Origin of the sequence: Actinomadura litoris, assembly GCF_009733595.1 — a bacterium.
Taxonomy (GTDB): Bacteria; Actinomycetota; Actinomycetes; order Streptosporangiales; family Streptosporangiaceae; genus Spirillospora; species Spirillospora litoris.
Window position 1 is genome coordinate 1 of record NZ_WOFH01000003.1, and the last position, 25,627, is coordinate 25,627.

Below are 25,627 nucleotides of genomic sequence, written 5' to 3' on the forward strand. Positions count from 1 at the left end.
GCGGGCTCCAGGAGGAGACGACGATCCTCGGTGTGCCGTGCCTGACCGTTCGGCCCAACACCGAACGGCCCATCACCATCACCCACGGCACCAACCGCCTCGTGACGTTCGAGGAACTGGTCCCGGCGGCCCGCAAGGCGCTGGAGAGCGAAGGCAAGGACGCCGGGGACCGCAGGCCCCCGCTGTGGGACGGCCAGGCAGGCCCCCGCATCGCAGATGTGATCATGGAGTTCCTCGGTGAGTGACGCCAAGGCCAACCGGCAGGTCGCGCGGCTGCGGGCCACGCTCCGCGAGCGCGAGTCCCGCGTCGAGGAGCTGGAGCGGCGCCTCGCCGCGCTGGAGACCTCGACGACCCTCCAGTTCGGACGGCTCGTCGCGGGCGCCGCGCGCAACCCCAGGCGGCGCGGTGTGCGGCTGCCGAAGGAGCTGTACCGGCTCTGGCGCAAGCGCAACGTCCCGGTGTCGGAGAGCGGCACGGGCGACGGCGAGCGGATCACGCTCGACCGGATCGACCGCCCCGAGGACCGGCTGCTCATCGCGGCGCCGCACGACGGCCTGGTCATCGCGGGCGTGCTCGGCGCGCGCGCGGCGGCGACGCTGGCCGAGCACGCCAAGGTGGTCCGGCTCTACCCGCACGACGCCTCGATCGTGCTCGACACCGCCGACGTCGACCTGCTCGTCGTGGACGCGGCGGCGGGCGAGCCGGGCGGCCCCTGGGCCTACCTCGGCGTCCCCGGCATGTACGACCGGGACCGCGCGCTGAACGACGTCCGCGAACTCGCCGCCGCCCGCGGCCTCCCGCTGGTCCTGTGGGGGGAGGCGCCGCCCGCCACGCTGTCCTGCCTGCGCTGGGACGCCGCCGTCACCGCACCCGGCCGCCTCGCCGACCTGCTCACCCCGGCCCAGTCACCCGTGGGGGGACCCCCAACGCCCTCCGGGACCGCCCGTTGAAAGGAACTCCTGTGCGACCTCGCGCCCTCGTCTACGGCGACGTCGATCTCAACCTGATCGACGGCTCGGCGATCTGGGCCCAGGGCATGGTCCAGGCGCTGGCCCGCGCCGGCTGCGCGGTGACCTTGGTGCTCAAGGCCCCCGTCCGGACCGGCCGGCTGGTCGACCCGCTGCGCGCGCTGCCCGAGGTCACCGTGCGCAGCCCGCACGCCGAGGGCATGGTCTCCTTCGAGGGCGGCATGCCGGCGAAGGCCGCCGCCGCGATCCTCGCCCGCGTGGACGAGGAACACCCGTTCGACCTGATCGTCGTCCGCGGCCGCCGCCTCGCGGGCAAGCTGTCGGCCGGGCCGCTGGCCGGACGGATGTGGACCTACCTCACCGACGTCCCCCAGTCCGCCGGGGAGTTCGACGGCGCGTCCAAGGGCGAGCTGCGCCGGATCGCCGACGCCTCCCGGGTGCTGCTCTGCCAGACCGAGGAGCTGCGCGGCTTCCTGGAGAGCGCCGTCCCCGCGACGGCGGGCAAGAGCGTGCTGTTCCCGCCCGTCGTCGTCCTGCCCGAGGGCCTGGCGACCCGGCCCGACGGCGCGCCCGACGGCCGCGCGCTCAAGCTCGCCTACACCGGCAAGTTCGCGCCGCGCTGGAACACCTACGAGATGACCTCGCTGCCGCGCCTGCTGGCGATGCGGGGCGTGGACGCCGAGCTGCACATGGTCGGCGACAAGATCCACGACGACCCGAAGGACCCGGGGTTCGCGACCCGGATGCGCACGGCGCTGGAGAGCGGCCAGGGCGTCATCTGGCACGGCGGGCACCCGCGCGCCGAGGCGATGCGGCTGACGGCCGCCTGCGACGTCGGCCTGTCGTGGCGGCATCCCGAGATGGACGCGAGCCTGGAGCTGTCCACGAAGGTGCTGGAGTGCGGGACGCTCGGCGTCCCGGTCGTCATGAACCGCACGCCGATGCACGAGCGGCTGTTCGGCGCCGACTACCCGCTGTTCGCCTCCACCGAGACCGACGTGCTGGACGCGCTGACGCTGATCGGCAAGAACCCCGACGTGTTCACGCTGGCGGTCCAGCGGTGCCGCGCCGCCGCGGCGGAGTTCACGCTGGACGCGGCGGCGGCGCGCCTGCGCGGCCACCTCGCCCGGACCTTCCCCGAGCCGTCCCCGCGCGTGCTCGCGGCGGCGGTCGAGCACGAGCGCGTCGGCGTGCGTCCGGCCGACGCGCTCAGCGACGTCTCCGCGTCCGCCGTGTCCTCCGCGCCCGCCGTGTCCTCCGCGCCCGCCGCGCCCGCCGGGCCTGCGGCGGGGGAGGGGCGGCGGCTGCGCGTCGGCGTCGCGGGCCACGACCTGAAGTTCTTCAGCAGGCTGCTGGACTACCTCCAGTCCCGTCCCGACATGGAGGTCCGCGTCGACCACTGGGCGGCGCTCAAGGTCCACGACGAGGAGCGCAGCCAGGAGCTGGTGGACTGGGCGGACGTCATCGTCTGCGAGTGGTGCGGCCCGAACGCGATCTGGTTCGCGCAGCGCAAGCGCCCCGGGCAGCGGCTCGTCGTCCGGCTGCACCGCTTCGAGCTGTACGCGCGCTGGCCGCAGCACCTCGACATCGACGCGGTCGACGAGATCATCTGCGTCAGCCCGCACTACGCCGACCTCACCCGCGAGATCACCGGCTGGCCCGCGGACAAGGTCACCACGATCCCCAACTGGGTGGACGACCAGCAGCTCGACCGGGCCAAGCTGCCCGGCGCGCAGCACCACCTCGGGATGATCGGCATCGCGCCGTCGCGCAAGCGGCTCGACCTGGCGCTGGACGCGCTGGAGGAGCTGCGCCGCGACGACCCCCGCTTCACCCTCTTCATCAAGACCAAGCTCCCCTGGGAGTACTGGTGGATCTGGCAGAAGGAGGAGGAGCGCGAGCACTACGAGAAGGTGTTCCGCCGGATCCGCCGCTCGCCGCTGCTGGCGGGCGGGGTCGTGTTCGACTCCTACGGCCGCGACGTCGCGTCCTGGCTGCGGCGCATCGGGTTCGTGCTGTCGACCAGCGACGACGAGAGCTTCCACCTCGCGCCCGCCGAGGGGATGGCCGCCGGCGCGGTGCCGGTGCTGCTGAACTGGCCGGGCGCCGACACGATCTACGACCGGCGCTGGATCCACGCCGACCCGCCGGCGATGGCCGCCTCCATCGCCGCCACCGTGTCGCTCGGCCGCTGGGAGCAGGACCGGCTGCTCGCCCGCGACCAGGTCCGCGCCGCCTACGGGCTGGACGAGGTGTGCCGCCAGTGGACGGACATGCTCGCCGCCACCGGCGCGCCGAAGGCCGCCCGGCAGGCCCGCACGGCCTGACCCGCGCCTGAGACCCGGCCGGAAGTCGTCTGGGGACGAGCAAAGTCCCCGTGGAGCCGCGCTCCACGGGGACTTTGCTCGTCCAGGACCGGGGAGGTCAGCCGGAGCTGCCGACGCCCGCGTTCGCCGTCTCGCGGTACTCGGCGGGAAGCTGCGCCCGGTAGCCCTCGATCGCGTCGTTCAGCTTGGCGAGGCTGCGGCTGTAGTCGCGGCTGGCCAGCCAGAACTTGTAGATGATGACCAGCTCGAAGGCCAGCATGCCGACCGCGCTCGCCACCACCACCGGGATCACCGCGCCGGGCACGATCGCGGCGGCGATCGGCGCGATGATGAACACGCCCATCTGGAACTCGATGCCGCTGATCAGGTGCGGGCGGATGCGGCCCGCCATCAGCGCGTTGCGGATCCGCGCGTACCAGGGGAACTTCTGCTCGAAGCCCTGCCGCATCATGGCCATCGCGGGGTCGTCGGCGACGACCCGGTTCTCCATGTCGGCCTCGGGGTCCTCGCCGAGCGCGCCCTCGGCCGAGCGCAGGTCCGCGCCGACCTCGGCGGCGTCGACGATCTCGCCGTTGGCGCGGCGCGCGGCCAACTCCAGCTCGGCGGCCTCCTCGCGGGCGGCGTTCAGCGTGACCCGCATCTGCGAGCGGACCTTGTAGATCTCCAGCGCGTCCATGTAGCGGAGCATGTCGAGGAAGACGACCGCGACGGCCGTCCACACGTAGGCGACGTTGTCGGTGGCGGCGTACTGCCCGGCCATCAGCGCGATCGCGCAGGCCAGCACCCGCACCCGGTCGAAGATGTAGTCGAGCCAGGCGCCGAAGACCGAGCCGGTGCCCTTGAGCCGCGCGATCTTGCCGTCCATGCAGTCGAGCGTGAACGACAGGTGGTACAGCAGGGCGCCGAGCAGCAGCCACGGCCAGGACGCGACCGTGAAGCAGGCGCCCGCCGCCAGCCCGAGGACGAGCGCGCCCACGGTGAGCTGGTTGGGCGTCACGCGGGTGCGGTTGGCGGTGAAGCGCACCAGCCGGGCCGCGAGCGGATCGACCAGCAGGACCGTCCACCAGGCGTCACGCGCCTTGTACGTCCGTTGCCGAACGTCGTCGAGCGTGAAGTTCGCCATGGATCGGTGTCCTTTCTTTCGCGCCCGGCGGTGTCGTTTCGTGCCCAGGCGCTCTCGGCCGTTGACGATCGTATCCGCTGTCCGGATACGGACCCGGCCATTGTCTCCGAGTCGTGATCCACTCGCTGTCCCAAGCACCGTAACCCGGTGTTCGCTTGACGAAGTCTTGCGGCGAGGACGTGGTGAACGCGCGGCGGACGGAGGGTGGCGCGATACGGCGTCCCGCCCTGGGTAGGCTTTCGGAGTGCGCGAGAAAGCCGGTCTGGCGGGCCGTTCCGCCGTGGCCCACCTGCCCTTCGCCTGTGTACTCGCGGTAGCGGTGTGGATACGGGTGGTCGCGGTCAAAGGGTATCCGGCGCCGATGTGGTTCGGCGACTCGCCCGGGTACCTGCGGGCGGCGATCGACCTGCGGCCCGGCGAGACGCGCCCGAGCGGCTACCCGCTCACGCTGTGGCTGATCAAGCCCTTCCACAGTTTCACGGTGATGGTGTCGGTGCAGCACGCCATCGGCGTCCTGACCGGTGTGCTGGTGTACGTCCTGGTGTGGCGCGCGGCGCGGGCGGCCTGGCCCCTCGGCCCCGACGGGGACGCCGGTCGCTGGGCCTGGCGCCGGTACGTCCCGGGGCTCATCGCGGCCCCGCTGACGCTGCCGGTGCTGCTGCCCGTCCACCAGGTCGCGCTGGAGCACATGCTCATGTCCGACTCGCTGTTCACGTTCCTGCTGCTCGCGGCGGTCACGGCGGCGCTGTGGCGGCGCCGCCTCACCTGGTGGCTGGGCGCCCTGGCCGGGTTCTTCGCGGCGTGGGCGGCGCTGACGCGGTCGGCGGGGCTGCCGCTGGTCGCCGTGATCCTCGTCGCGATGCTGCTGCGCCGGGCGGGCTGGCGCGCGTGCGCGGCGACGGTGGTCGCGTTCAGCCTGCCGGTCATGGGCTACATGGCGTGGTTCCACGCGGAGTACGGCCAGTACGGGCTCGCGAAGGCGAGCGGGGTCTGGCTGTACGGGCGCACCGCCGACTTCGCCGACTGCCGGGTCATCAAGCCGCGCCCCGAACTCGCCGTCATGTGCCCGAAGAACAGCGACCCGCGCATGTCGCCCGCGTTCGCCGCGATGTGGACGCGCGACTCGGCGTTCCGCGACATCCCCGGCTGGATCACCGGCCCGACCGGCAACGAGCTCGCCAGCGAGTTCGCCATGGACGCGATCAAGGCGCAGCCCGGCGACTACGCCCGCGTCGTCGTCCGCGACACCTTCCGGTCGTTCGAGTGGGAGCGCAAGCCCTACCCCACCCCGTGGACGTGGTTGCAGTACGAGTTCCCCGAGGGCGAGGCGTGGGCCGAGAAGCAGGCGGTGATCGCCGCGCGGTACGACCCGGGCGGCGGGGAGCCGAGGGTCGTCGAGCCCTGGGCCGGGAGGATGCGCGGCTACCAGGACCGGATGGCCATGCCCGGCACCTTCCTCGGCATCCTGCTGCTCGGCGGCCTCGTCGCGGCGCTGCCCCACGTCCGCTCGGGCGGGCGGTGGCGGGTGCTCGGGCCCGTCCGGCACTGGGGGACGGGCGCGCTGCTGCCGTGGGGGACGAGCCTCGCGCTGCTGGTGATCCCGGCCGCGACCGCCGACTTCGACTACCGGTACGTGCTGCCCGCCGTCCCGTTCGCCTGCGTGGCGTTCGGGCTGGCGCTGCTGCCGCCGCCGCGCCGCCCGTGCGCCGCCGCGTCCCCGGTCGGGCCCGGGCAGTCCGAGGAGCCGGAATCGAAGGAGCCCGAGGAGCCCGAGCCGGCCGAGTCGGCCGAGTCGGAGGGCGCGGCTACCTCCGGGTGAGGCGGCGTCCCGCCGAGCGGGCCAGCGCCGTGACCCTCCCCGGGACGATGTGGACGGCGAGGTTCCCGCCGCCCGTCCGGTAGAACGAGGCGCGGCGCAGCCCCAGCGTCGCGCACGGCACGGGCGGGATTTTCGGCTGCCCCGCCCTGACGGGCACGCGCATCCGGGCGGTCTCGCCGCCGACGGTGAACTCCAGGTGGACGTCCCAGCGCCCGACGGCCAGCCCGCGCAGGTCGGTGACGGCGGTGAACTCCAGCCGCTCCGCGCCGGGGAGGAGGCTGATCTCGGCGTCCTTGGTGTCCCCGCCGCCGCGTGCCTCCAGCCGGACGGCCACGCCGACGTGCGCCGCCGACGCCGGCGAGACCGGCACCGACCCGCGGACGAGCAGGCGCGGCAGGCCGTCCCAGCCGACCGCCTCGACCCGCAGCAGCTTCTCCAGCGCGGCGGGGCCCGGCACGACGGTCAGCGACAGGTTGTCATAGCCCTGGGTGAAGAACGGGGTGACGGACGCGCCCACCCCGCCGCCGGAGACGACGAACCGGGGCTTCGGGGCGGTGACGCCCTCGGCGCGGTCGGCGCCGAGCCGACCCTCCTTCACCAGCCGGTCGTGCGCGACCTCGACGTGCAGGTCCCACGTGCCCGCCGGCAGCGGCGAACCCGATGCCGCCGTCCCCGGGTCGAGGGCCGCGGTGAAGCCGCCCCCGTCGTCACCGCTGTCCCCGTCGTCCCCACCTGCCTCGCCGGCCTCGCAGGGCACCCGGTGCTCGCCGCCGGACCTCTTGTCGCGCAGCAGCAGCGCGATCGTCCGACCGGCCGTGTCGAGCCGGCTCACGACCGCCGTCCCGCCGAGGCCGAGCCGGTCGCCGTCCCAGCCGAGCGCGGTCAGGCTCCGCCGCACGCGCAGCCGGTCGGTGACGTCGAAGTAGGTGTCGGGCACGGACGCGCCCGGCTCCCGGAACCCCGGGTAGGCGACGTAGGCGCGGGCCTTGTCCACCAGCAGGGGCACGGGCTCGGACGCCGCCGCCCGCTCGATGATCCGCATCAGCAGTTCCCGGCGCCCGCTCCGCACGCTGTGGGCGAGGACGCGGTAGCGGGGCCGCATGCGCATCATGACCGAGGGGGTGAGGAAGTCCTCGCAGAGGCGGCGCATCCCGTCCATGACCCGGTCGACGACGTCCTCGGGGGCGGTGAGGAGCCGCCGGTCGAGCCCGTACAGCACCTCCAGCTCGAAGTGCCGGACGAGCATCCGGTCGCGGGCCGGGCCCGGCCCCCGGTGCGCCATGACCTGCTCCAGCATCGAGCGGGCGACCTCGCCGTGGAACACCTCGGGCCAGCCGCCGCCCGCCTGCATGATGCTGCTGCCGTCCTCGCGCTCCACCAGGTAGTAGCAGTCGTGGTCGGCCACGACCGACACCCCGGAGGAGTGCAGGAACGCGTGCGCGGTGAAGACCTTGTCCTCCGCCGCGAGGATGCCCTCGGGGAACCGGATGCCGTGCCGCTCCAGCAGCTCGCGCCGGAACAGCTTGTGCGTGGTCAGCGAGGCGCCGTAGACGTCGGTGTCGGGGTCGTCCACGCCCACGCGGGCGATGTTCTTGGTGAACCGCGCGACGCCCCGGCCGATGCCGACGTAGCGGCCGACGACGACGTCCGTGCCCTGCTCCTCGGCCACCGCGCACATGCGCTCCAGGGCCTCGGGGCCGAGCCGGTCGTCGGCGTCCAGGAAGAACAGGTACCGGCCCCGGGCGCGCTCGATGCCCGCGTTGCGCGGCGCGCCGGGGCCGCCCGAGTTCGCCTGCCGGACGACGGTGAACCCGGGCCGCCCCTCGGCGAGCCGGTCCAGCTCGTCGCCGCTCCCGTCGGTGGACCCGTCGTCCACCGCGACGACCTCGACCAGACCGGGGTCGATCGTCTGCTCGACGACCGACCCCAGCGCCTCACCGAGGGTGGCGCGGCAGTTGTAAACGGGAACGATCACACTGACCAAGGGGGGATTCACTGGGGGGCCTCACGGAGTCGGGTCGAAGATCCGGTCGACGGTGCGGGCGGCGGCGCTGCCGTCGTCCAGGGGGCAGAACCGGGCCACGAAGTCCTCGTACCGCTTGCGGTGGCCCTCCGTGGCGGACTCGACGTCGCGGATCGCCTCGATCAGGTCGTCGGAGGTCTCCACGAGCGGCCCCGGCGACTCGGCCTCGAAGTCGAAGTAGAAGCCGCGGAGCCGGTCCCGGTAGTCCGCCAGGTCGTAGGTGAAGAACAGCATGGGGCGGCCGGTGTTGGCGTAGTCGAACATCACCGAGGAGTAGTCGCTGATCATCATGTCGGCGATCAGGTACAGCTCGGTGATGTCGGGGTAGAGCGAGACGTCGCGGACGAAGCCGCTCTCGTCCTCGGGGACGCCGTCCACGACGTTGGTGTGCAGCCGGACGAGCAGCACGTGGTCCTCGCCGAGCGCCTCCCGCGCGCGCTCCAGGTCGATGCGCATGTCGAACCGGTACCGGCCCTTGCTGTAGTACTGGTCGTCGCGCCAGGTCGGCGCGTACAGCACGACCTTCTTGCCCTCGGGGATCCCGAGCCGGGCGCGGACGTCCTTGGCGACGACCTCCGCCTCGGGGCTGTGCATCAGGTCGTTGCGCGGGTACCCGGCCTCGATGATCTCGCCCTTGAACGCGAACGCGCGGCGGAAGATCTCCGTGCTGAACGGGTTCGGCGACAGCAGGTGGCTCCACTCGGGCACGGTCGGGCCGGTGGTCTTCGCCTGGAGCGCGTGCTTCATGCCGGGCGCGTAGGCGAAGTGCACCTCCTTGATGTCCCTGCCGATCTTCTTCAGCGGCGTCCCGTGCCAGGTCTGCAACACGATCTGGTCGGGGTGGCGCTGGAACCACTCGCCGAGCCGGTGGTTGGTGATGATGTAGCGGGAGGTCGTCACGGCCTCCTGCCACTCCTTGCCGTTCAGCCGCAGCGCCTGGAGCGTGTCGGGCAGCTCCACCTGGGCGTCGTTGACGACCCAGAGCTGCTCCAGCGGCGAGCCGCGCCGGACGAGCTCCTGGTGGATCGCCTTCGGGCTGTCGGAGTACTGGCGGCCGCTGAAGCAGGAGAACACGACGGCGTCGCGCAGGCCGTCCCGCTCGACGCGGCGGCGCGCCTCCTCGCGGATCTTCGGGCCCGCGCTCTTCTCCTCGCCGGAGACGTCGCCGGTCACCGCCACCACGAGCCGCCCGTCGCTGGACTCCAGGTCGTACTCGCGGCGCGCCACCTCCAGCGCCCCCGGCAGGCCCTTCTGCGCGGCGCCGGTGAGCCGCACGGTCAGCGCCCGCTCCCCGCGCCCGGACGGGCGGAACAGCACGTCCCAGCGCCCCGGGCGCAGCGGCAGCACGCCCGCGACGCTCGGCACCGCCGCGACCGGCACCTCGGCGCGCAGCGTCCCCGCCTCGCCGGGGACGAGGTCGAACGCGAACTCCTTGCGGCGCGCCCTGCCCCGGATCACGATCTGCCCGCCGCCGTGGGCGGCGTGCGTCGCGGTGAGCACGAGCGTCCCGTCGGGGCGCCACGCGCACTCGCCGACGATCAGCCGGGTCGTGGTCAGCCGCACCCGCAGGTAGCCGCTCGGGCCGCGCCCCGCGCTCACCTCCAGCGCGCCGAACGGACGCTCGGCGTCGTCGATGCCCTCGGCGAGGACGAGCGGGCGGCCGTCCGCCGACACCGTCCAGTCGCGGGTGTCGTCGATCGCCTCGGGGGAGATCGGGACGTCCGCGAGCGCCGCCGGGTCGATCCGGGCGCGGTGCGCCCCGCCCTCGTCCACGACGGGGACCGCGACGGCGGTGTCGCCGAGCCGCAGGGTCAGTTCGGCGGGCGGGGCCTGCGCCGCCGCGACGTCGACGACCAGCGCGTCGCCGTCCCAGCGCAGCCCGCTCGCGCGCACCCGCACCTTCTCGACCTTGACCCGCAGCTCGCCGTCCACGATCAGCGGGACGACGCGCACGTCGCCCGCGACGTAGCGGTAGGGCGGGTTCGCGCCGGTGCCCGACCCGCCGCCGCGCAGCGGGCCCTGCCGGAACACGCCGGCGTTCAGCACCGACGCCCGCACGTCCCAGGTGCCCTCGACCCACTGGCCGTGGTCGCGGAGCTTCCCGGCGTCGATCGAGAACTCAAAGCCCGACCAGCCGCCGGTCTTCTTGCCCGGCTTCGGCGTCTGCCTCGCCCGCGCGGTGATCTTCCGGCGGCCCGAGCGCAGCGTGACGGCCTTCAGCGACGTCCAGCGGCGGCGCGAGCTGACCGAGTTGATGTAGGCCTCGCCGGTGACGGTGAGGCGGTCGCCGTCCCAGGACACCGCGTGCACACGGCCCCGCAGCTTGACCTCGCCGCGCGCCCGGTACACCTCGCGGGGGACGTCGAGCGAGCCGTCCTTCCAGTACGGGTACACCACGTAGCGGCGCAGCGGGTCGCGGACGATCGACGGCGAGGACTTGCCCCGCTCGTACCGGACGACCTTCACCAGCTCGCCCGTGTGCCCCGTCGTGGCGAGGTGCCACTTCAGCCGGACGAGCGCGGACGCCTCGGCGAACACCTTCGGGGAGATCCCCGCCGCGTACGTCGCGGCCTGCGCGACGACCTGCTCGCGCTCCTCCTCGGACAGGTCGGGCAGCACGTCCAGGAACACGCGCAGGTCGGTGTTGACGGTGGCGAGCTGGAGGCGCCGCGCGTCCCTGGCGTCGCCGTGGGCGGTGAGCCAGCCGGTCGCGAGCGTGACCGCGCCGAACCCGTCCGCGATGTCCTGCGGGACCGTCGTCGACCCGAACCGGGGGCGCCGCCGCCGCAGCACCACCTCCGACAGGACGTCGATCTTCTTCGCCAGATGCAGCGCCTTGACGGTCGCCGCGAGGTCGTCGTAGCGGCCGATGTCGGGGAACTCCAGGCCCGCCGACGTCCAGAACGACCGGCGGAGGAGCTTGCCGGTGATCTGCCGGTTCAGGATCAGCTCGGGACGGCGCCGCAGGTCCGTCCCCGACGCGGGGGCGGCGGGCGTCGAGCGCGGCTGCCACGACCACACCTGGCCCGTCCGCCTCCTGACGGCCTCCGAGCCGAGCGCGAGGTCCGAGCCGGACCTCTCCAGCGCGGTCACGAGCAGCTCCAGCCCGTCCGGAGGCAGCTCGTCGCCGCCGTCCACGAACAGCAGGAACTCCCCGCCCGCCTCGGCGGCGCCGCGGCCGCGGGCCGCGCCCCGGCTGAGCGCGCCCTCCCGGACGAGCCGGAACCGCTCGTCGGGCAGCTCGACCCCGGCGGCGCCCCCGGCCCCGTCGTCCATGACGAGGACCTCGATCTCGCCGTAGGACTGCGCCGCGAGGGACTCCAGGGTGCCGGGGAAGGACTCCCCGGCGCCGTGCGTGAGGACGATGACGCTGATCCGGCTACTGGACAAGCGGCCCACTCCTTCAACCACCTAAGGGACCCGGCGCCCCGCGCCGGGTCGTGAGACGACGTTGTGTGCGCGGCGGGCCCCGTGGGTGCCGGTGCCCGCCGGTGGTGCTGGAGCGGGGCGGGTGCTCACTGCGGAGGGTTCGGGACCTTCTCGCCCAGGAACATCCGGCGGACGGCGCGCTCGGCGGCGTGGCCATCGTCCCAGGGGCAGAACCGGGCCCGGAAGCTTTCGCGCGCCTTCTGGGCCGTGTCGCTCCACGCCGCCCGGGAGACGAACGCGTCCACCAGCTCGCTCTCCGTCGTGGCGACGACGCCCGGCGGGGTCGCGGTGATGTCGAAGTTGACCCCGCGGGTCAGCTTGTAGGTCTCCCAGTCGTTGGCGTAGATCACGATCGGCTTGTCGAGGTTGGCGTAGTCGAACATGACCGAGGAGTAGTCGGTGAGCAGCGCGTCCGAGGCGATCGCGAGGTCCTCGACCGACCGGTGCCCGGACACGTCGATGACGCTGCCCTCCGGCCATCCCATGTCCGCCGCCATGTTCTTCAGCTTGTAGTAGTAGTGCGCGCGCACCAGCAGGACGTGGCCGGCTCCGAGCTGCTCCACGACCCGCCCGATGTCGAACATCGGGGTGTAGCGGCGCTGGTACTCGCGGTGCGTCGGCGCGTACAGGATCGCGGTCCTGCCCTCGGGCACGCCCAGCTCGTCGCGCAGCCGGAGCCGCTCCTCCTCGGTGGCCCGCACGAGCCGGTCGTTGCGCGGGTATCCGATCTCCAGCATCTCGTAGTTGCACGGGAAACCGCGCTCCCACGCCTCGCTCGACAGCGGGTTGGAGGAGACCAGGTAGTCCCAGCGGTCCGAGCGCTCGATCAGCGCCTTGAAGTCCATCTCCTTGGCCCCGACCGGGTACTCCATCTGGTCGAGGCCCATCTTCTTCAGCGGCGTCCCGTGCTGCGTCATCATGTGCACCTGGCCGGGGCGCTTGACGTAGTGGTCGGGGAAGTTGACGTTGTTGACGAAGTACTTCGCGCGGGCGATCGTCCGGTAGTAGTCGGCCGACCCGGCCACGACGTAGTCGACGCCCTCCGGCATGTTCTTGCGCGCGCCCGACTTCACCACCCACACGCCGTGGACGTGCGGGGCCAGCTCCTTGAGCTTCTCGTAGATCGCCGCCGGGTTGCAGGAGTACCCGCGGTACCAGTAGGCGCCGAACACGGCCAGGTTCTCGTCGACGGCCAGGTGGCGCTGCATCTGGTAGAAGCGGTCCTTGGCCATCGCCTTGGAGGCCAGCACGCCGCGCTTGCGCAGGTTGTTGGCCTTGCGGGCGGGCTTCTTGGCCTTCGCCTTCACCGACCCCGGGCCGAGCCGCGCGAAGCCCCGGTAGTCGTTCTTCTGGATCAGCCGGTGCTTCTCGGCCAGGTGCGGCTTGTCGTCGGGCGGGACGTGCCCCTCGGGCCGGTACCGGTTGTAGGTCTTGGACATCTCGGCGAAGAACCGCTCGTTCTCCGACGGGTGCACCCGGTCGCCCCGCTCGATGATCACCAGCAGGTGCCAGATCGTCCGGTTGAACATGAGGTTCCGGAACTGGTCGGCCTCCGGGCCCATCTCGTCCATGAAGGCGAAGATGCGGTCGTACTGCGCGAACGCGTCGAAGTGCTTGGCGCCGGTCGTCCGGGTGATCGCGCCGCGGCGGCGCTGCCGGTAGATGTAGCAGACCCGGTCGAGCAGGCTGAGCCGCTCGGCCGCCATCAGGATCGGGTAGGTGACGTTGACGTCCTCGTAGTACCCGCCGCTGAAGCGCAGCCCGAGGTCGAGCAGGAACTGGCGGCGGATCGCCTTGTTCCAGGCCGTCATCATCATCTCAAGGACGCTCGGGCGCTCGGCCAGCGTGAACACGTCCGGCGCCGGAGGCTCGCGGAACAGGTCGTTGATGATGCTGCGCTTGACCTTGCCGTTCCAGTACGAGCGGGCGTAGTCGAAGACCAGCACGTCCGGCCGGGTCTCGGCGAGCCGGTCGCAGATCGCGCGCAGGGCGCCCTCGGTGGCGTGGTCGTCGCTGTCGAAGAACCAGACGTAGTCGCCGGTCGCCGCGTCGAGCCCGGTGTTGCGCGCGTGGCCGAGCCCGACGTTCTCGGCGAGGTGCAGGACGCGGACGCGCGAGTCGCGCTCCGCGTACTCGTCGAGGATCTCCCCGCATGCGTCCGGCGAGGCGTCGTCGACCGCGATCACTTCCAGGTTCGGAAGGTCGGGATCGAGGATCGAGTCCATGCACTGCCGGATGTAGCCCTGCACCTTGTGCACGGGCACGATGATGCTCAGAGAGATGTCATTACCACTGCTCACGGAACGCCAATCAACTTCTCGGTGAAATCTGGATCATACCCGCACACGGTAGTAAGAGCTTATGTCCGGCCATGCGAGGGCTTGAGCAGCCATCGGGCCCTGGGCTCCACCGCCCAGCGCGTGACCCGCTGCACGGGGGCCGTGGCGAGCACCACCCCGAGCGCCAGCGCGGCCAGCGTGACGCCCACCATGCCGAGCGGGTTGTGCAGGGCGGGCTTGGCCAGGAGGCCGCTGTAGTCGAAGGTCTTCACGACGAGGCCGTGCAGCAGGTACACGTACATCGTCCGCGTCCCCATCGCCGTGTACCAGGACTGGCCGCGCGGGATCGCGGCGAGGAACGCGGCCCCGAGGACGAGCGCGAGCACGACGGTGAGGACCCGCCAGCCCATGCCCTCCGGCGTCGAGTAGCCCATGTCCTCATAGCCCATCGTCCACCAGACGTAGGCCTTGTTGATCTTCGGGACGACCGTGCCGCGCTCCCAGACGTAGGCGACCGGCAGCGCGGCCAGCAGCACGCCGAGGCCCGCCCAGCGCGCCCAGGAGCGGCGCAGCAGCTGGACGTGCCGGGGCTCCACGGTCAGGCCGAGGACGAAGAAGGGCAGCAGCCCGGCCGTCCGGCTGAGCGTGGAGTCGGCGGTGAACGTCCAGGTGCCCGCGACCAGCGCCAGCGCCATCGAGACCGCCACCGGGTGGCGCAGGTGCCCCCACAGCGGCGCGCTCAGCCGCCAGAACACCATCGCGACCAGGAACCACATCAGGAAGTGCGGACGGAAAAGGGAGCTCAACCGGAAATCGGCGTCGTTGATGAACACGAGCTGCAACCGGTAAAGCACGATGAAAATCACATAGGGCACGATCAAGCTGGGGAAGATATTCCGGAACTTGTCGGTCGAGCGCATGAACCCGCGCGAGAAGTAGCCGGAGATGAACACGAACACCGGCATGTGGAATCCGTACAGCACCATGTACGCCGCGTGGGCGGCCTGGCTGTCCCCGAACTCGGCCCAGACGTGCCCGACGACGACGAGCAGGGCCGTAAAGAACTTGGCGTTGTCGAAGTAGGCGTCGCGGGGGCGCGGCTGCGGCGCGGCACCGCCGGCGGGTTCGCCGGCCGGCGGGCGCGCCTGGGGGAGGGTTTCCGTCATGTCTCCGAAAGATTCACTTGGCGCGGGACGAACGTTCACGCGGAGGGGATGCCGACTCTAGTGCCCCGCCGGAGGCCGCGGAGGCCGATGCGGCAGACTGCCGCGAACGCGGCGATCATGTCAGCCCTTGGCGCGGGGACGGCGCAGGGGGGTGAACACCCAGGTCATCTTGGGCTCCAGCGCCCAGCTCATGCAGCGCACGACCGGCCGCGTGCACAGGCAGGTGCCGACGACCACCGCGCCCGCGACGACCGCGACGACGCCCGCCGGGGTGTGCATCCAGTCCGCGCCCCACCAGTCGGTGAAGTTCAGCAGCCGCGTGACGAATCCGTGCAGCAGGTAGGCGTACAGGGTCGCGGCGCCGAGCGCGGTGAACCAGTACCGCCGCCGGGGGACGATCGCGAGGAACGCCGCGACCAGCACGGTCGCGGACACGAACATGCCGAGCCGCATCACCGTCCCGGCGAGGTTGCCGACGCCGAGCTGGAAGTGCGGGTTCGCCCAGAAGATCCAGTTCCGCGACATGTGGTTCATGACGAGGTAGGAGCCGCCGAGCCCGAGGGCGAGGACGGCGAACCCGATCGGCCGCGCGATCGGCCGCTTCAGCAGCTCGAAGTGCTCGGGCTTCAGGTTGAGCCCGAGGACGTAGAACGGCAGCAGCCCGAGCACCCGGTGGATGTCGAAGGTGCCGCCGAGGTCGCTCATGTACGACAGCAGCGCGAACGTCAGCGCGACCGCGAGCGGCCACCGGATCTGCTGCCAGACCGGCGTGGACAGCCGCCACAGGAACAGCGCGCACAGGAACCAGGTCAGGTAGTAGGGGTTGAGGAGGCTGATCTCCAGCTTGTTGTCGCCCGCCAGCCAGTCGTAGATCGAGTAGGCGAACTCGAACACCACGTAGGGCACGCCGACGTTGGTGATGAGCTTGCGCGCCTTGCCGCCGGAGAACGTCCAGTTCCGCGAGAAGTAGCCGGTGATCACGATGAACAGCGGCATGTGGAACAGGTAGATGAAGATGTACAGGCCCTTGGCCATCGGGACGTTCTGCAGGTTGGCCAGCGAGTGCCCGGCCACGACCAGCAGGATCGCGAGGTACTTGGCGTTGTCGAAGAACGGGTCGCGGGGCTTGCGGACCTGGCCGGCCGGCTCCGCCTCGGAGCCGGCCCGTCCGGGCTCGGCGGGCGGGCCCGTCTCGGCGGCGGGCACCGCCGCCGGGTCGGGGATCGCGGCCCCGGGGACCGAGGACCAGGGCTGATCGGGCCTTTCGACCGTTCCGGGAGCGGTGGTGTGCGTCATGGCTGCTTCATGATGGCTGCTTCATGATGGGCTGCGGCATGGGCTGTACGGGCTCAGGGCCCCTTGCTGGTCGTGCTGGTCAGGCTCCCTTGCAGACGTCGTCGCTGGCCTTGATCTCGCCGTTCTGCTTGGGGATCCCGCCCTTGGGGTTCTTCAGGGCCTTCCAGTCGGAGCCGACGATCAGGTCGACGACGCCCGGCTTGGCGCCGGTCGTGCGGGCCGTCGGCTGCGGCTTGCTCGGGATCATCGAGACCAGCGTCTGCGCCTGCCTGTCGGCACCCGCACCGTACATGACCTTGGTGATCGCCGAGTTGGACGGCGCGTTGCCGCCGACGGTGACCTGGTAGCCCTGCGCCTGGAGGTCCTCGGAGACGCGCTTGGCCTGCCCCGCGATGCCGCTGGCGTTGTACACCCGCACCTGCACCTGGCTCGGCGGGATCTTCGAGGCGCCCGGCTTGGGCGCCTCGGGGACCGTCTTGTCGTTGCGGACCGTCTCGAAGAACGGCTGCGCCTCGGTGGTCAGCGCCACCCGGTTGGTGTCGGCCGGGTCGGGCCCCGAGGGGACGGTGATGAAGCGCAGCTTGCCCGAGCTCATGCCCTGCATGCCCTGGCCGATCCGCATCATGACCTGCGGGGTGAGCTCCTTGTCGGTGGTGAGCGACTTGGTGGCCGCGTTCATCAGCGACAGCATCCGCGCCGGGTTGCTGAGCACGCCCGCGCTCATCGCCTTGTTCGCCAGCGCGCCCATGAACTTCTGCTGCCGCTTGATGCGGTCGGTGTCGGAGCCGTCCCCGAGACCGTGCCGGACGCGGACGTAGGCGAGCGCCGTCTCACCCTTGATCGTGTGCCTGCCGCGCTTCAGGTTGAGCTTGGACTTCGGGTCGTTGACGTCCTTGGGCAGGCAGATCGGGACGCCGCCGACGGCGTTGGTGATCGACTTGAAGCCGTTGAAGTCCACCTGCATGAAGTGGTCGATGCGGATGTTGGACAGGCTCTCGATCGTCTTCATCACGCACGCGGCGCCGCCGTTGGTGAACGCCGAGTTGATCTGGGCGCGGGCCTGGGCGGGGATCGTCCGGCCGTCCCTGGACTTGCAGGAGGGCATCCGGACCATCAGGTCGCGGGGGAAGCTGATGCCCATCGCCTGGCCGCCGCCGGGCGACAGGTGCAGCAGGATCATCGTGTCCGAGCGCGGCGGCTCGTTCTTCAGCGCGCGGCCGTACTTGGAGTTGGCCCCCGCGCGGGTGTCGGACCCGAGCAGCAGGATGTTCATCGCGCTGTTCAGCTTCTTCGGCCGGTTGGGGCCGAGCTGGGCGTTCACGTCCTCGTGGGAGATGTTCCCGAACGCCTTGCGGTACAGGCCGTAGGCGGTGAGCGATCCCGCCACCATGACCGCCGACAGCCCGATGCACACCCAGCCGAGGATGCGCCAACCGCGTCGAGGCGACGCCTGTTGCGGATCGGCGTCGTCGACGTACTCCATGTACATCGGGTTGCTGTTCATCGGCTCCGTGGTCCGGGGGCGAGCCCGCTTTCAGGGGTTCGGTCGGCGTTGTGAGTCGTGGCGCTAGCGGTGTGAGTCGTGTTCAGAGCGGCTGTGGTCGTGGTTGGAGCAAGGGAGAGCGTAGGTCAGGCGAGCAGGCGCGGGGACCCGGATGCGTCATTCGCTCCGGGGATCCCGGCCACCGCCGTCACATGCTCCAGCGTGACCCGCCGATCCAGGACGGCTTTGTCAAAGTTTCGTTGAATTATGACGGAAGCACCTGAGGCTAGTGGTGCGACCAGGCACGCAAGTACCCCGTCGAGTGTGGTGAAGGACATGTCAACCAGGATCCGGCTCCGCGCGTCCAACTCCCATTTCACAGCGGCCGCGCGGGCTCGCGCGACGACGTCCGCCCCGGTCAGTGTGGTCTTTGTCACATCGGAGGCGGGCAACGGAACCGGCACCGAGAGCGCGGGGAGCTCGGGCGACACCCGCCGGTCCGGCACGAACCGGTCACCGTGGGCGCGCACCTCCAGGGCGTAGTCGGTCACCCCGGAAGGGCACGCGGTGAGCGGGCCGCCCAGCGCGTGCAGCGAGAGGCCCACGATCTCGTCCGCATCGCCGTACGCCCCGCCGGTGAGCACGTCGTCCAGCACCTCCTCGGCCGCCGCCAGGATGTACGGCGCGGAGGCGTCGCCCGGTTCGGCCGACTCGCTGTTGACGGCGGCCGGATCCACGGGCTCGGCGACGAGACCCGCCGACCAGCAGGCCGTCAGCCACACGGCGGTCTGCCAGTGCGGCGGCAGCGCGAGCACCACGCGCGTGCCGGGCTCGGCGCCCAGCCCGTCCACCAGGAAGTTCGCCGTCTTGGAGACCCAGTTGTCGAACGTGCGCGCCGACAGCTCGACGCGCTCGCCCGACGCGTCGTCGTAGAAGGTCACGAAGGGGCGGGACGGGTCGTCCGCGACGCGGGCGCGGAGCAGGTCGGCCGGCCCCGCTCCGCCGCCGGGGCCGCCGCCGGCACGTGTGCTCATGGGGTGAGCGTAGAGCGCCGCACGTCGCGGCACCTCTCCGGCGGCGGCTTAGCACGTGTCGGGAGTGCCTCCCGACATGCGTCCTGAGCTGGCGTCTGGTATGCGCGGTCCGGCGGTCCGGCGGTCGGCCCGGACCGCTACGCTCCGCTCCGATGAACGACCACCGCATGGGCCTGAGCGCGGGCCGGACGCTCACACGGGCCACCGTGGCGCCGGCGCTGCTCCTGGTGGCGTGGCTGGCGGTCTCGCTGCCGCTGCTGCTGGCGGGCGTGTTCCGTCCGGGCCCGGCGATCGCCCTGTTCGTGCCGGTGGCGGGGCTGGCGCTGTGGCTGGGGCTGCGGTCCCGGCCGCGCGGCGCCGGGGACGGCGGCGCGGACACCCCCGACCCCGGCGGGCTCGGCTCGGTGTCGTGGTGGACGACCGGCGCCGTGCTCGCGGTGGCGGGAGCGTTCCTCGTCCTCCAGGTGGCGATGTGCTCCGAGCAGATCATCGTGCGCCGCGACCCGGCCTCGTACGTGCAGTTCGCGAGCTGGCTGACCGGGCACGGCTCGCTGCCGATCCCGCGCATGGAATGGGCGTTCGGCGGGGACGACCGGGCGCTGGAGTACGCGGGCCCCGCCTTCTACGAGGACCGCGGCTCGATCGTCCCGCAGTTCATGGCCGGGCTGCCGATCGTCCTCGCGCTCGGCGGCTGGATCGGCGGCACGCAGGGCATGCTGCTGATGGCGCCGCTGCTCGGCGCGTGCTGCGTGCTCGCCTTCGCCGGGCTGGTCGCGCGGCTGGTCGGGCCGCGCTGGGCGCCCGCGGGCGCGCTGCTGCTCGCGCTGACGCTGCCGATGCTGTGGGCGTCGCGCTCGACGTTCAGCGAGCTGCCCGCGCTGGTGCTGCTGCTCGGCGGGCTCGCGCTGCTGCACGACGTCCGCACCGAGGAGGTGCGGTCGGCGCGGGCGAAGGCGTTCCTCGCCGGGCTCGCGCTCGGGCTGGTCGTGCTCGTCCGCATCGACGGGCTGCGGGACGTGCTGCCGGTGGCGGCGTTCGCCGGGCTGCTGGTCGCGCGGGGCCGCCGCACCGGCCACCCGCTGGCCGCCGGGCTCGCGCTCGGCGCGGGGGGCGGGCTGGTCGAGGGGTTCACGCTGTCCCGCCCGTACCTGCGCTACCTGCACACCTCGCTCGACCCGCTGCTGGCGCTCACCGTCGTCGTGGTGGCGGCGACGGGCGCCATGGCGGTGCTGCTGCGCTGGGGACGCACCGGCCCCCGGCTGCGCGGGCTCGCGGCGGCCGTCGGGCGCGGGCGGCTGCCGGACGCCGCCGCCCTGCTCACCGTCCTCGTGATGCTGGCGTTCGCGGTACGGCCGCTGGTGCAGACCGTCCGGCGGGTGCCGACCAACCCCGACGACAAGCTGAACGCCTACTTCATCGAGCAGGTCCAGCGGATCAACGGCATGGCGCTGGACGGCACCCGGCAGTACTCGGAGCTGTCGCTGTACTGGGTCGTCTGGTACATCGGCGTGCCCGCGCTGCTGCTGGCCACGTTCGGCGCGGCGCTGCTGGCGCGGCGGCTGATGCGCGGCCGGTCGCCGGAGTGGCTGCTGCCCTACGCGGTCATCGTCTGGACGACCGTCCAGGTGCTGCTGCGGCCCGGCATCACCCCCGACCACCCGTGGGCGTCCCGGCGGCTGATCGGCCTCGCCATCCCCGGCCTGCTGCTGTTCACCGTGTTCGCGATGGCGTGGGCGGCGCGCCGGGTGCGGCGCCTCGGGTACGGGCCGCGCGTCGTCCGCCCGGTGGCGGCGGGCCTGGTGCTGCTGGCGCTCGTGCCGATCGTCATCACCTCCGGCAGGTTCCTGGTCACCCGTACCGACCAGCACGAGCGCGCCGCCGTCGACGGCCTGTGCGACAGGCTCGGGCCGGGACGCTCCGTCGTGGTCGTCGAGCGGGCGACCGCCGACCGCTTCCTCCAGGTGGTCCGCGGCATGTGCGGGCTGCCCGCCGCGCGGACGACGTCCTCCGCGCGGCCCGCCGACGTCAGGCGCGTCATCGGCCGCGTGTACGCCACCGGGCGCCGTCCGGTGATCATGGGGGCGGAACCGGGGCAGGTCGCCCGGTACGGCCCGGCGACACGCGCGCTCGCGCTCGCGACCCGGCAGGACGGCCGGACCCTGGACGGCCCGCCCGGCAGCACCTGGGGCCTCACCGTCGAGGTCTGGATCGCCGAGCCGCCCCGCCCGTAAGGCCGCCGCGCCCCGCGCGGGCGAGTATTCTCGCCCTGCGTGAGTACCCAGCCCGCCATGTCGGCGTCCCAGCCCGCCGCACCGACGACCGAGCAGGCCGCCCTGGCGGCTGAAGCCGCGACCGGGGCCGCGACCGAGGCCGCGGTCGGAACCGCGCCCGAGTCCGCGCCCGCGCCGCCGCTGCCCGATCCGGCGCTCGACTTCGAGCTCGCCGACGTGCCGCCCGAGCCCGTCCACGTCACGATCGTCCTGCCCTGCTACAACGAGCAGGACCACGTGATCGAGGAGGTCGAGCGGATCACCGCGGCGATGGACGGCAGTGGAAGATCCTATGAACTCCTCGCGGTGGACGACTGCTCGACCGACGAGACGCTCGCCCGGCTGAGGGAGGCGGCGCCCCGCTTCCCGAACATGCGGATCATGGCGTTCCAGCACAACAGCGGCTCCGGCACCGTCCGGCGGATCGGGTCGCAGCAGGCGCGCGGCGAGATCGTCGTGTGGACCGACGCCGACATGTCCTACCCGAACGAGCGGATCCCCGAGCTGGTCGAGGCCCTGGACTCCGACCCCTCGATCGACCAGGTCGTCGGCGCGCGCACCAGCGAGGAGGGCACGCACAAGGCGCTGCGCGTCCCGGCGAAGTGGTTCATCCGCAAGGTGGCCGAGCGGCTCACCAACACCAAGATCCCCGACCTCAACTCGGGGCTGCGCGCGTTCCGCCGCGAGGTGTCGCTGCCCTACCTGCGGCTGCTGCCGCCCGGGTTCTCCTGCGTCACGACGATCACGATCGCGTTCCTGTCGAACCAGCACCCGGTGCGGTACATGCCGATCGCCTACGCCAAGCGGGCCGGGAAGTCCAAGTTCCACTTCACCAAGGACGCCTACCGCTACATCCTCCAGGTGCTGCGGATGGTCATGTACTTCAACCCGCTCAAGGTGCTGATGCCGCCCGCGCTGTGGCTGGTCGTGATCGGGCTGCTCAAGGGCGTGTTCGACATGGTCGTGCACTTCGGGTACTTCGCCAACAACACCATCATGATCTTCGTGACGGGGTTGATCATCGCCTCGCTGGCGCTGCTGGCCGACCTCATCGTCCGCTCGCGCGGCGACGTCTAGCGGGATGGGCAACCCCGCGTTGCGGATCGCCGTCGTCGGCCCCGCGTTCCCGTTCAAGGGGGGCGGCGCCCACCACACCACCGAGCTGGCGCACCGGCTGTCGGCCGCCGGCCACGAGGTCGTGATCGAGTCGTGGCGGGCCCAGTACCCGAGGTTCCTGTACCCGGGGCAGCAGACGATCTCCGAGCCCGAGGGCGAGCCGTTCCCGGGGACGCGGCGGAGGCTCGACTGGCGCCGCCCCGACGGCTGGTGGCGCACCGGCCGCGCGCTGCGCGAGCGCGACCTGGTGGTGCTGGCGGTGCTGAGCCCCGTCCAGGTGCCCTCGTACCTGGGGATCCTGGGGGGCCTCCGCCGCCGGACGCCCGTGGTGGCGCTGTGCCACAACGTCCTGCCGCATGAGCGCAAGCCGTACGACGTGCCGCTGATGAGGCGGCTGCTGCGGCGGGTGGACGGCGTGCTCGTCCACAGCGGGGCGCAGGCCGACCTGGCGCGCGGCCTGACGGGGCGCCCGGTCCGCGTGGCGGAGATGCCCGCGCACCTGCCCGCGTCCGCGAAGCCCGCGCCGCCGGACGGGAAGGTCCGCCGCAGGCTGCTGTTCTTCGGGATCGTCCGCCCCTACAAGGGCCTGGACGTCCTGCTCCGCGCGCTCGCCGCCGGGCCGGACGGCGTCGCGCTGACCGTCGCGGGCGAGTTCTGGGGCGGGCTGGAGGAGACCCGGGCGCTGATCGCGGAGCTGGGCCTCACCGACCGCGTGGAACTGCGTCCCGGCTACGTGCCCGCCGCCGACGTGCCGGGGCTGTTCGCCGCCGCGGACGCGCTCGTCCTGCCCTACCGGACGGCGACCGCCTCGCAGAACGTGTGGATGGCCCACGAGCACGGCCTGCCGGTGATCGCCACCGATGTGGGCGGGTTCGGCGAGCAGGTCCGCGACGGGGAGGACGGCGTCGTGTGCGCTCCGGACGACGTGCCCGCCCTCACCCGCGCGCTCGAACGCTTCTACACGCCGGGGGAGCCGGAGCGGTTGCGCTCCGGCGTCCGCCCGGTCGACCACGGCCCCGTGTGGGCCGCCTACCTCGACGTGCTGACCGGCGCGATCACAGGTGCGGTTCGAGCACCTTGAGCAGGGCGCGCTTCGGCTTGGCGCCGACGATCTGCTCGACGACCTCGCCGTTCTTGTAGAGCAGGAGGGTCGGCAGGCCCATGACGCCGTACTCCTGCGGCGTCTTCGGGTTGGCGTCGTAGTCGATCTTCGCGATCCGGATCTTGCCGTCCTGCTCCTGCGCGATCTGCTCCAGGATCGGAGCGATCATGCGGCAGGGACCGCACCAGTCGGCCCAGAAGTCGACCAGTACCGGAGTGTCGCTTTTCAGGACCTCTTCGGTGAACGTCGCGTCGGTCACGGTGATCGGGGCCGTCACGGTCCCTCCTTCGTTTGCGGTGTACCCCTGACAAGCGCCTCAGGGGCGGGTTCATTCCCGGGTTCCCCGGGCTGACCAGGCAGGCCGGGCTCGCCCGGCTCGGACGGCTCCGGCGGGCGCGCCGCCGGATGCCCGGGGCCGCGTCCCAGCAGGAGCGCGGCGCCCGCGTTCAGCAGGTCGGCGATCGTCAGCAGGACGCGGGAGGCGATCGCGACCACGACCGGCGCGCCCGCGGGCAGCACCGGCGTCAGCACGACGGTCAGCGCGGCCTCCCGGGCCCCGATCCCGCCGGGCGCGATGAAGACCAGGAACCCCGCGACGAACGCGAGCGCGTAGGCGCCGGTGGCGAGGAACGGCAGGCCCGCGCCGTCGCCGCCGACGGCGACGCACAGCAGCCAGGTGTGGACGCCGAACAGCACCCAGCCGAGCACCGTCCAGCCGACGGCCCGCAGCGTCACGCCGAGGCTGACCGGCTGCTCCAGCGGCGGCCGCCGGATGAGCCTCAGCATCGTGTCGAGGCACCACGTCACGATCTTCGGGTGCAGCGCGGCGAGCATGACGGGCGCGAGCGGGAACAGCCACCAGTACTTCTCGCGCGCGGCGGCGGAGGTCAGCGGCAGCGTCGCCGAGGCGACGGCGAGCCCGCACGCCGTGGACGAGGCGACCGCGAGCAGCGTCGAGCCGAAGCTCCGCTCGGCGGGCACCTTGTGCTCGCGCGCCATCTCGATCTGGGTGACCAGCGCCCACACCTTGCCCGGCACGTACTTGCCGAGCTGGGAGATCGCTGAGATCCGGAACGCGGGGCGCAGCGCCAGCGGCGAGCCGAGCCCGGCGAGGAAGGTGCGCCAGCCGAGCATCCAGGTGAACAGGCCCGCGAGGCCCACGGCGAGCGACCCGGCGAGCGTCGCCCAGGACATCTCCCGGAACGCCCGCGTCGTCGCGTCCCACTGGTCGACCACGCTGTAGGTGCAGAAGGCCAGTGCGAGCAGGACGAGCAGCACGCGCAGGACTCGCATGGCGACGACCTTCATCTTCACCCGCCCAGGGTAGGCGAACGTGACCTCCCTGCCACGCTCTCGCCCTACAGTTGGAGGCGATGAAAATCTCGGATGTGGTCGCCTTCATGGGGCACCAGGTGCATGTGTGCCGCTACCGCGAGGCGGGGACGCTCCTGTCGTGGATGGGACGCGACCTGCGCGGTCGGCGTGTCCTCGACGTCGCCGGGGGCGACGGCTACTGGGCCGGGCAGGCGCGCCGGCGCGGCGCGGACGCGGTGTCGATCGACCTCGCGCGCGGCAAGATGGTCTACGGCCGGACGCTCGCGAACGCCCCCGCGCTGATCGAGTGCGACGCGCTGCGGCTGCCGTTCGCCGACGCCTCCTTCGACGCGATCCTGTCGGTCTGCGCGATCGAGCACTTCGACGACGGCGGGAAATCGCTGGACGAGATGGCCCGGGTGCTCAAGCCGGGCGGTGAGATCTTCATGTCCGCCGACGTGCTGAGCCGGGCCGACGCGTGGCCGAAGCTGCGCGACGCGCACAAGGCGAAGTACCACGTCCAGCACACCTACACCCACGGCAGCCTCGGGAAGCTGATGGACGAGCGCGGCCTGGACCTCGTCCGCCACTCCTACCAGTTCCGGACGGCGGCGACCGAGCGGCTCTACCTGTCGCTCTCGACCTACGGCGGCAAGGTCGGCTTCAACGCGGCGGCGCCGCTGGCCCCGCTGGTCGCGCTGGCCGACCGGTCGGCGCCGAACGAGCGCGGCAGCATCGTCCTGATCCACGCGCGCAAACGTCCCGTTTAGGTAAACCCGGGCGCGCGTGCTCCAGGTCGCGCGAATCCGTCCCCGGCGGGGCGTAGGCTCGTCAGTAAAGAGTGATCTACGCCACTGCGGCCCCGGATCGCTGAGCC

The 25,627-nt window shown here is 72.2% G+C and carries 18 protein-coding genes; 8 read left to right on the plus strand and 10 right to left on the minus strand.

From position 1 onward, the window contains the following. The 3 genes from GNZ18_RS08140 to GNZ18_RS08150 all read left to right on the plus strand — a co-directional run. Nucleotides 1–245, plus strand: a 245-nt coding sequence (locus GNZ18_RS08140; protein WP_173390689.1) for a UDP-N-acetylglucosamine 2-epimerase, incomplete at its 5' end; no start/stop codon positions are given. Further along, nucleotides 238–951 (plus strand): hypothetical protein, encoded by a 714-nt coding sequence (locus tag GNZ18_RS08145; protein ID WP_214618381.1) that lies wholly within the window; start codon nt 238–240, stop codon nt 949–951. The genes GNZ18_RS08140 and GNZ18_RS08145, both read left to right, overlap by 8 nt. 86 nt (nt 952–1,037) lie before the next feature. Next, nucleotides 1,038–3,296, plus strand: a complete 2,259-nt coding sequence (locus GNZ18_RS08150) for a glycosyltransferase (RefSeq protein ID WP_156216171.1) — start codon at nt 1,038–1,040, stop codon at nt 3,294–3,296. 97 nt (nt 3,297–3,393) lie between these two features. Here GNZ18_RS08150 and GNZ18_RS08155 read toward each other — a convergent pair whose 3' ends face one another. Further along, nucleotides 3,394–4,419 carry a CDP-alcohol phosphatidyltransferase family protein gene (locus GNZ18_RS08155; RefSeq protein ID WP_156215688.1) on the minus strand — a complete coding sequence of 342 codons (1,026 nt, stop codon included), beginning with the start codon at nt 4,417–4,419 and terminating at the stop codon, nt 3,394–3,396. Nucleotides 4,420–4,663: 244 nt separating this feature from the next. On the opposite strand from GNZ18_RS08155, the gene GNZ18_RS08160 reads away from it, so the two are divergent. Beyond that, nucleotides 4,664–6,238, plus strand: coding sequence for a hypothetical protein (locus tag GNZ18_RS08160; protein WP_156215689.1), 1,575 nt, complete (start codon nt 4,664–4,666; stop codon nt 6,236–6,238). On the opposite strand, the gene GNZ18_RS08165 is transcribed toward GNZ18_RS08160, so the two are convergent. The 7 genes from GNZ18_RS08165 to GNZ18_RS08195 all read right to left on the minus strand — a co-directional run bounded on the left by GNZ18_RS08165 (nt 6,225) and on the right by GNZ18_RS08195 (nt 18,948). Beyond that, nucleotides 6,225–8,234, minus strand: a complete 2,010-nt coding sequence (locus GNZ18_RS08165; RefSeq protein ID WP_312874375.1) for a glycosyltransferase family 2 protein — start codon at nt 8,232–8,234, stop codon at nt 6,225–6,227. The two genes, GNZ18_RS08160 and GNZ18_RS08165, sit on opposite strands and share 14 nt — an antisense overlap. Before the next feature lie 9 nt (nt 8,235–8,243). Then, nucleotides 8,244–11,651 (minus strand): CDP-glycerol glycerophosphotransferase family protein, encoded by a 3,408-nt coding sequence (locus GNZ18_RS08170; protein WP_156215691.1) that lies wholly within the window; start codon nt 11,649–11,651, stop codon nt 8,244–8,246. Between the two features lie 125 nt (nt 11,652–11,776). Then, nucleotides 11,777–13,990: a bifunctional glycosyltransferase/CDP-glycerol:glycerophosphate glycerophosphotransferase gene (locus GNZ18_RS08175; RefSeq protein ID WP_308166102.1), complete on the minus strand. Its 2,214-nt coding sequence runs from the start codon at nt 13,988–13,990 to the stop codon at nt 11,777–11,779. Between the two features lie 59 nt (nt 13,991–14,049). Next, nucleotides 14,050–15,135: an acyltransferase family protein gene (locus GNZ18_RS08180; protein WP_156215692.1), complete on the minus strand. Its 1,086-nt coding sequence runs from the start codon at nt 15,133–15,135 to the stop codon at nt 14,050–14,052. Nucleotides 15,136–15,255: 120 nt separating this feature from the next. Then, on the minus strand, nt 15,256–16,431 hold the full coding sequence (locus tag GNZ18_RS08185; RefSeq protein WP_156215693.1) for an acyltransferase family protein: 1,176 nt from the start codon (nt 16,429–16,431) through the stop codon (nt 15,256–15,258). A 79-nt stretch (nt 16,432–16,510) separates the two neighbouring features. Beyond that, entirely contained in the window at nt 16,511–17,935 is a 1,425-nt protein-coding gene (locus GNZ18_RS08190) for an LCP family protein (protein WP_156215694.1), read from the minus strand. 125 nt (nt 17,936–18,060) lie between these two features. Next, complete coding sequence (locus GNZ18_RS08195; RefSeq protein WP_156215695.1) at nt 18,061–18,948, minus strand: TIGR03089 family protein; 888 nt, start codon at nt 18,946–18,948, stop codon at nt 18,061–18,063. A 152-nt stretch (nt 18,949–19,100) separates the two neighbouring features. Between GNZ18_RS08195 and GNZ18_RS08200 the strand changes: the two genes are divergently transcribed. From GNZ18_RS08200 to GNZ18_RS08210, 3 genes are all read left to right on the plus strand, one after another. Beyond that, entirely contained in the window at nt 19,101–21,179 is a 2,079-nt protein-coding gene (locus GNZ18_RS08200) for a hypothetical protein (RefSeq protein WP_246249544.1), read from the plus strand. A gap of 102 nt (nt 21,180–21,281) precedes the next feature. After that, nucleotides 21,282–22,295 (plus strand): glycosyltransferase family 2 protein, encoded by a 1,014-nt coding sequence (locus GNZ18_RS08205; RefSeq protein WP_376766264.1) that lies wholly within the window; start codon nt 21,282–21,284, stop codon nt 22,293–22,295. 4 nt (nt 22,296–22,299) lie between these two features. After that, on the plus strand, nt 22,300–23,415 hold the full coding sequence (locus GNZ18_RS08210) for a glycosyltransferase family 4 protein (protein WP_156215696.1): 1,116 nt from the start codon (nt 22,300–22,302) through the stop codon (nt 23,413–23,415). Here the strand turns inward: GNZ18_RS08210 and trxA are convergent. Both trxA and GNZ18_RS08220 read right to left on the minus strand, forming a co-directional pair. Continuing rightward, nucleotides 23,390–23,713, minus strand: coding sequence for a thioredoxin (trxA, locus tag GNZ18_RS08215; protein WP_214618389.1), 324 nt, complete (start codon nt 23,711–23,713; stop codon nt 23,390–23,392). The genes GNZ18_RS08210 and trxA overlap by 26 nt on opposite strands. Beyond that, nucleotides 23,710–24,744 (minus strand): lysylphosphatidylglycerol synthase transmembrane domain-containing protein, encoded by a 1,035-nt coding sequence (locus tag GNZ18_RS08220; protein ID WP_246249576.1) that lies wholly within the window; start codon nt 24,742–24,744, stop codon nt 23,710–23,712. Before GNZ18_RS08220 ends, trxA begins: the two co-directional genes overlap by 4 nt. A 65-nt stretch (nt 24,745–24,809) precedes the next feature. On the opposite strand from GNZ18_RS08220, the gene GNZ18_RS08225 reads away from it, so the two are divergent. Further along, the gene (locus tag GNZ18_RS08225) at nt 24,810–25,520 is read left to right on the plus strand and encodes a class I SAM-dependent methyltransferase (RefSeq protein WP_156215697.1); all 711 of its coding nucleotides are present in this window, start codon (nt 24,810–24,812) and stop codon (nt 25,518–25,520) included. The last annotated feature ends 107 nt before the right edge of the window (nt 25,521–25,627 follow it).

Coding starts and splice junctions, on each gene's coding strand:
- GNZ18_RS08210 (WP_156215696.1), top strand. CDS start 22,300: ATGGGCAACCCCGCGTTGCGGATCGCCGTCGTCGGCCCCGCGTTCCCG.
- GNZ18_RS08190 (WP_156215694.1), bottom strand. CDS start 17,935: ATGAACAGCAACCCGATGTACATGGAGTACGTCGACGACGCCGATCCG.
- GNZ18_RS08195 (WP_156215695.1), bottom strand. CDS start 18,948: ATGAGCACACGTGCCGGCGGCGGCCCCGGCGGCGGAGCGGGGCCGGCC.
- GNZ18_RS08185 (WP_156215693.1), bottom strand. CDS start 16,431: ATGACGCACACCACCGCTCCCGGAACGGTCGAAAGGCCCGATCAGCCC.
- GNZ18_RS08200 (WP_246249544.1), top strand. CDS start 19,101: ATGAACGACCACCGCATGGGCCTGAGCGCGGGCCGGACGCTCACACGG.
- GNZ18_RS08150 (WP_156216171.1), top strand. CDS start 1,038: ATGGTCCAGGCGCTGGCCCGCGCCGGCTGCGCGGTGACCTTGGTGCTC.
- GNZ18_RS08180 (WP_156215692.1), bottom strand. CDS start 15,135: ATGACGGAAACCCTCCCCCAGGCGCGCCCGCCGGCCGGCGAACCCGCC.
- GNZ18_RS08220 (WP_246249576.1), bottom strand. CDS start 24,744: ATGAAGGTCGTCGCCATGCGAGTCCTGCGCGTGCTGCTCGTCCTGCTC.
- GNZ18_RS08155 (WP_156215688.1), bottom strand. CDS start 4,419: ATGGCGAACTTCACGCTCGACGACGTTCGGCAACGGACGTACAAGGCG.
- GNZ18_RS08225 (WP_156215697.1), top strand. CDS start 24,810: ATGAAAATCTCGGATGTGGTCGCCTTCATGGGGCACCAGGTGCATGTG.